5 protein-coding genes are annotated in these 4,435 nt (G+C 57.5%); 4 read left to right on the forward strand and 1 reads right to left on the reverse strand.

The genetic code is table 11. The annotated features are described in order from the left end of the window. On the forward strand, positions 1-177 hold a 177-nt coding region (locus tag AB5Y76_RS14160), incomplete at its 5' end, for an integrase core domain-containing protein (protein WP_368177745.1). A 72-nt stretch (positions 178-249) separates the two neighbouring features. On the opposite strand, the gene AB5Y76_RS14165 is transcribed toward AB5Y76_RS14160, so the two are convergent. After that, complete coding sequence (locus tag AB5Y76_RS14165; RefSeq protein ID WP_263719277.1) at positions 250-882, reverse strand: LysE family translocator; 633 nt, start codon at positions 880-882, stop codon at positions 250-252. Between the two features lie 232 nt (positions 883-1,114). Here AB5Y76_RS14165 and AB5Y76_RS14170 point away from each other — a divergent pair, with 232 nt between their 5' ends. The 3 genes from AB5Y76_RS14170 to AB5Y76_RS14180 all read left to right on the forward strand — a co-directional run bounded on the left by AB5Y76_RS14170 (position 1,115) and on the right by AB5Y76_RS14180 (position 3,736). Further along, a complete protein-coding gene (locus AB5Y76_RS14170) occupies positions 1,115-2,737 on the forward strand; it encodes a methyl-accepting chemotaxis protein (protein ID WP_263719278.1) in 1,623 nt (540 codons plus the stop codon). Positions 2,738-2,912: 175 nt separating this feature from the next. After that, a complete protein-coding gene (locus AB5Y76_RS14175; RefSeq protein WP_005350438.1) occupies positions 2,913-3,443 on the forward strand; it encodes a DUF1523 family protein in 531 nt (176 codons plus the stop codon). Continuing rightward, entirely contained in the window at positions 3,440-3,736 is a 297-nt protein-coding gene (locus AB5Y76_RS14180; protein WP_005344341.1) for a helix-turn-helix domain-containing protein, read from the forward strand. Before AB5Y76_RS14175 ends, AB5Y76_RS14180 begins: the two co-directional genes overlap by 4 nt. The last annotated feature ends 699 nt before the right edge of the window (positions 3,737-4,435 follow it).

Raw genomic sequence — 4,435 nt, forward strand, 5'->3', positions numbered from 1 at the left:
AATGCGTTGGCGGAGCGGGTGAACGGGATTTTGAAAGGAGAGTTATTGTTGCAAAGCCCGCAGGATTTGACGCAAGCGCGGGAAATGGTGCGTGAAGCAGTGGATATTTACAACGCGGAGCGGCCGCATCATGCGTTGAAATACAGAACCCCCGATGCGGTACATAGGGGGTTCTGAGTAGAGAAATGCTAGTTGAAAATGTGTAAACCTATTTCAGGACTAGACAATGGCATGGGTCACTGACAACTCTTAACCGAGCGCCAGCCAGACTCCCACCCCCAGCATCAGGGTACCGGCGATGCGGTTCATCAGGGTGACGTTGCCGCTCTTGGCGAGGAAGTGGCGCAAAGTGCGGCCACCGCTTGCGTAGAGCAGCAGGCAGGAGAATTCGATGACCAGAATAAGCGCCACCAGCGCGCCGATCTGCGGCGCCATCGGCTTGTCGGCAGAGATAAAGGGGGGGAGCAAGGAGATCATGAAAGCCCACCCCTTGGGATTGGCGATGGCGGTGACAAAGCCCTGCACCGCCAGCCCCATGGCGCTGGTCTGTTGACCGGCCGAGAGATCCGCCGGAATGGCCATCTTCCCCTTGGCCTGCCACATCTGGATGCCAAGCCACACCAGATAGGCGCCCCCCAGATATTTGAAGGCGGCGAAGATCCCCGGATAGTTGAGCATGATGGCTGCCACCCCGATCACCGAGAGCACCGAGACCAGCCCGACCCCGATCAGCTCTCCCCACATCATGTGCAGGGTACGGCGCACCCCCAGGCTCATCCCAAGGGTCATCGACAGGGTCATGCACATGCCGGGGGTCACCGAGACAAAGAAAAAGGTCGGGATAAACAGAGCCAGAATGGCCGGATCGATCCAGCTGGACACAACACACCTCCATATGACGAGAGCGGGAAATCACGAAAACGGGACAGGATTGACACAACCCAGCCAGTTGTACCACATATTCAGGGGATAAAGCGCTCAATAATGCCTAAATGGCTCCTTTCTCACAAGAAAAAACCTTTTCTTCCGCACATTTCAGCAATAAAAGCCTGTGACATCTCCTGACGTGCATGTGTAATATGTCGGCTCCTCCAATTCCGGATTAGAGTCATTTATGTCATTGAATAATCTATCAATACGTGTCCAGGTCTTGATACCTTTGCTGCTGGCCAGCCTGCTGATGATGGTGATGATCGCCATCAGCAAACAGGGTCTGGATGAAGCCATCAATGACATAGATGAGACGACCCAGACCGTGGTCCAGCACAAGGACGATATTGCCAAACTGATCCACGCCACCTACCGGCTGCGCACCAGCGCCATCTATGGCCTCTACGATGCCAAGCTGTTTGCCGCTCTGCCCGCAAACCTCAACAGCGCCGAGCAGGAGATCAACGCCATCCTCGGCCGTCTGGTGCTCCCCGGTGCCGAGCAGGATAACCGTCAGGTCGCGGCCGCCCTGCAGGCCTACCTCAGCCATACCCGCAGCAACATGCTGCCGCTGCTGGCGCAAAAACATCAGGGTGGCGGCGATCCGGTCGCCTACGAGGCGGCTCGCCTCCATTTCCGCGAGCTGGGTGAACAGCTGATCAAGCAGATCGACAGCATGTCCGCCCACATCAACCAGCTGATCCAGCAAGAGCTGGCCGAAGAGCAGGCCCACTACGACGCCACCCTGCTGCGTACCCTGCTGCTCACCGCCGGTACCCTGCTGGCGGCGCTGATCTGCGGCTGGGTCCTCTCCGGGCGCATCGTCAGCCCCATAGGTCAGTTGCAAGAGGTGATGCACGCCGTGGCGCAAGGGCGCTTCAACGTGCGCGCCAAAGCGGAGGGCAACAACGAGCTGACCCGTCTGGCCAAAGATATCAACCTCACTCTGGGGCAACTTGGTAGCACCATCGAGAACCTGACCGGGATCAGCAACAGCGTCGCCTCCGCCGCCACTGAGCTGGCCGCCGTGATGACCCAGTCCGAGGCCAATGCAAAGCAGCAGCACAGCGAGATCGAACAGGTCGCCTCCGCCGTAACCGAACTATCCAGCACCGCTGACAACGTCAACCACAATGCAGCCATCGCCGACGAGCTGGCGCGGGATGCCAATGGCCGGGTCGAACAGGGGCTCGCCCTCTTTACCGAAAGCATCTCAGCCAACAGCCGGATGGCAGGCAGTCTGGAAGATGCCGCAGCCATCGTTGCTCAGCTCAAATCCCAGTCCGAGCAGATCGGCAAGGTAATTGAAGTGATTCAGGGGATCTCCGAGCAGACCAACCTGCTGGCGCTCAATGCCGCCATCGAAGCGGCCCGTGCAGGTGAAACGGGGCGTGGTTTTGCGGTGGTGGCCGACGAAGTGAGAATGCTGGCGGCCCGTACCCAGGACTCCACCAAGGAGATCCAGGCCATCATCGAGCGGCTGCAGAGCCAGTCCCAATCTGCCAACAACGGCGTACAGGAGACTTTGGAGATCCTCAGCCATAACCAGCGTTTGTCCGCTCAGGTGCAGGCTCTGCTAAGCGGCATTACCGGTGCCGTGCGCCAGATCAACGACGCCAACGCCCAGGTAGCCACCGCCGCCGAGGAGCAGTCCTGCGTTACCGCCGACATCAACCGCAACATCACCAATATTCACGAGATCGTGAGCCAGAGCTCCGCCGGCATCAGCCAGAGTGCCAGTGCCAGCAACGAACTCTCCCAGCTCGCCGAGCAGCAACGCAAACAGCTGGCCCAATTCCAGCTGTAAGCGCACAAAGTGAACCATACAAAAAGGCCCGCAAGGGCCTTTCTTGTTGATGGAGCAATGGCTTTGTCTCTGTTTTAAACGCCATTTTTTGGCCGTTGGTGCCATAAGGGGCTGGGCTGAGGGGGCAAATGTGAGTATGGTAGAGGCACGTCACTCCCCCTCACGTGAGAACACCATGAGCCTGAGATTCAAGAAACCCGCTTTTATCGCCTTGGGGCTCATCGCCCTCATTTCCGCCGCCTGGCTCGACTACTACCTGCCGGAGCACACCATCGCCACCATCACCGGGGTCGAGGTGAAGCGTACCGACAAGGATGGCCCTATCAGCCAGAAGAACCCGGCTGACGGCCCCACCACCGACGTCTATTACATCTACACCGAGCGCCCCGGCGAGAAGATCCGGGTGTTTCGCAATGAAGATACCGAGTGGGGCTGGCCCTTCTACTTCAAATTCAACGCCGCCGACGTCCAGGCCAAGGCCAAGTCGATGGAGTTCGAGAAACGCCTGGCCATCATTACCTCCTACGGCTGGCGCGTGAACATGTTCTCCATGTTCCCCAACGTCACCAAGATTGAGAGCACCGAGCCTGACGCCTCCACTTGGAGCTTCTTCCGCTGGTTCTGGTTCGGCCTCTGGGCACTGGTGATGGGCAAGGCAGCCATCGCAACCTGGCGCTACTTCGATCGTCTTGAGGACGAGCTATGAGCGAGCCGAGCAAGACCCGCACCAGCTTCTACCGGCGGCTCTACGTGGCCTGGCTGATCAGCCAGGGCACAGATACGGTGCCCGCCATCATGGAGGCAACCGGCATGCCGCGCCGCACCGCGCAAGATACCCTGAGCGCGCTAGCCGAACTCGATATCAGCTGCGCCTTCGAGCAGACCGAGGGGGCTCGCCACCTGCAGGGACACTATCGCATCAGCGACTGGGGTCCCATCAATCCGGCGTGGATCAAGGCTCAACTGCCGCTTATCAAAGAGACGTTGAGCTATCCCTGATCCTTCATGAGAGCGGCTATGCATCGACAAACAAGGCCCCTTCCGGCCCACATCAGGTGGCACTAATGAAGTGCTATACGCATCATTTTGCAACTCGCGATTCTTACCACCGGGAATGTCATACTTGCTGCTCTCTTTACTGGGCCCGCACCAGACTTCACGGCCATTGTCGTTTTACTTGGCTTTGTGGCACTTCTCCTTGCTCTGACGCTGGTACTAAAAGAGCACACGGAAAACCGCTTAAGCCCTGACCATAGGCTAAGTGTCAAACCAATGGGAATGGTTCTGATCTTGTCTGGTGTGTTTGCCATGACCTACGGCATGAGCATTCTCAGTGGACATCAACCTCTACCGAATGGCAGCGATACATGTCGTGCTATATGCGGGATCATCTTGTTGGCATCCGAAGCATTTGGCCAAGCAGTTGCCAAACTGTTTGCCTTCGGCCTGTGGTCAGGAGTGGGACTATTTCTTTGCTTTATTGGTTACCACTTGGTGAGGGGAAGAAGATAGCCTTACTGAATGCAATCATGTAAACCTTGTTAACTCATTGTCTTCATGAATAAAGAGGGGCCAGCCGGCAAGGCTGGCCCCTCTTTTTTGGCTGTCCCGTCCTGAATATGGTTTACACCTTTCCCCCCAATAAATGGAGAACCCGATGGGACAAGGTGTGAAACGGACACAGCGCGATTACTCGCT

Origin of the sequence: Aeromonas sp. R1-2 (assembly GCF_040908505.1) — a bacterium.
Lineage (GTDB): Bacteria > Pseudomonadota > Gammaproteobacteria > Enterobacterales > Aeromonadaceae > Aeromonas > Aeromonas veronii.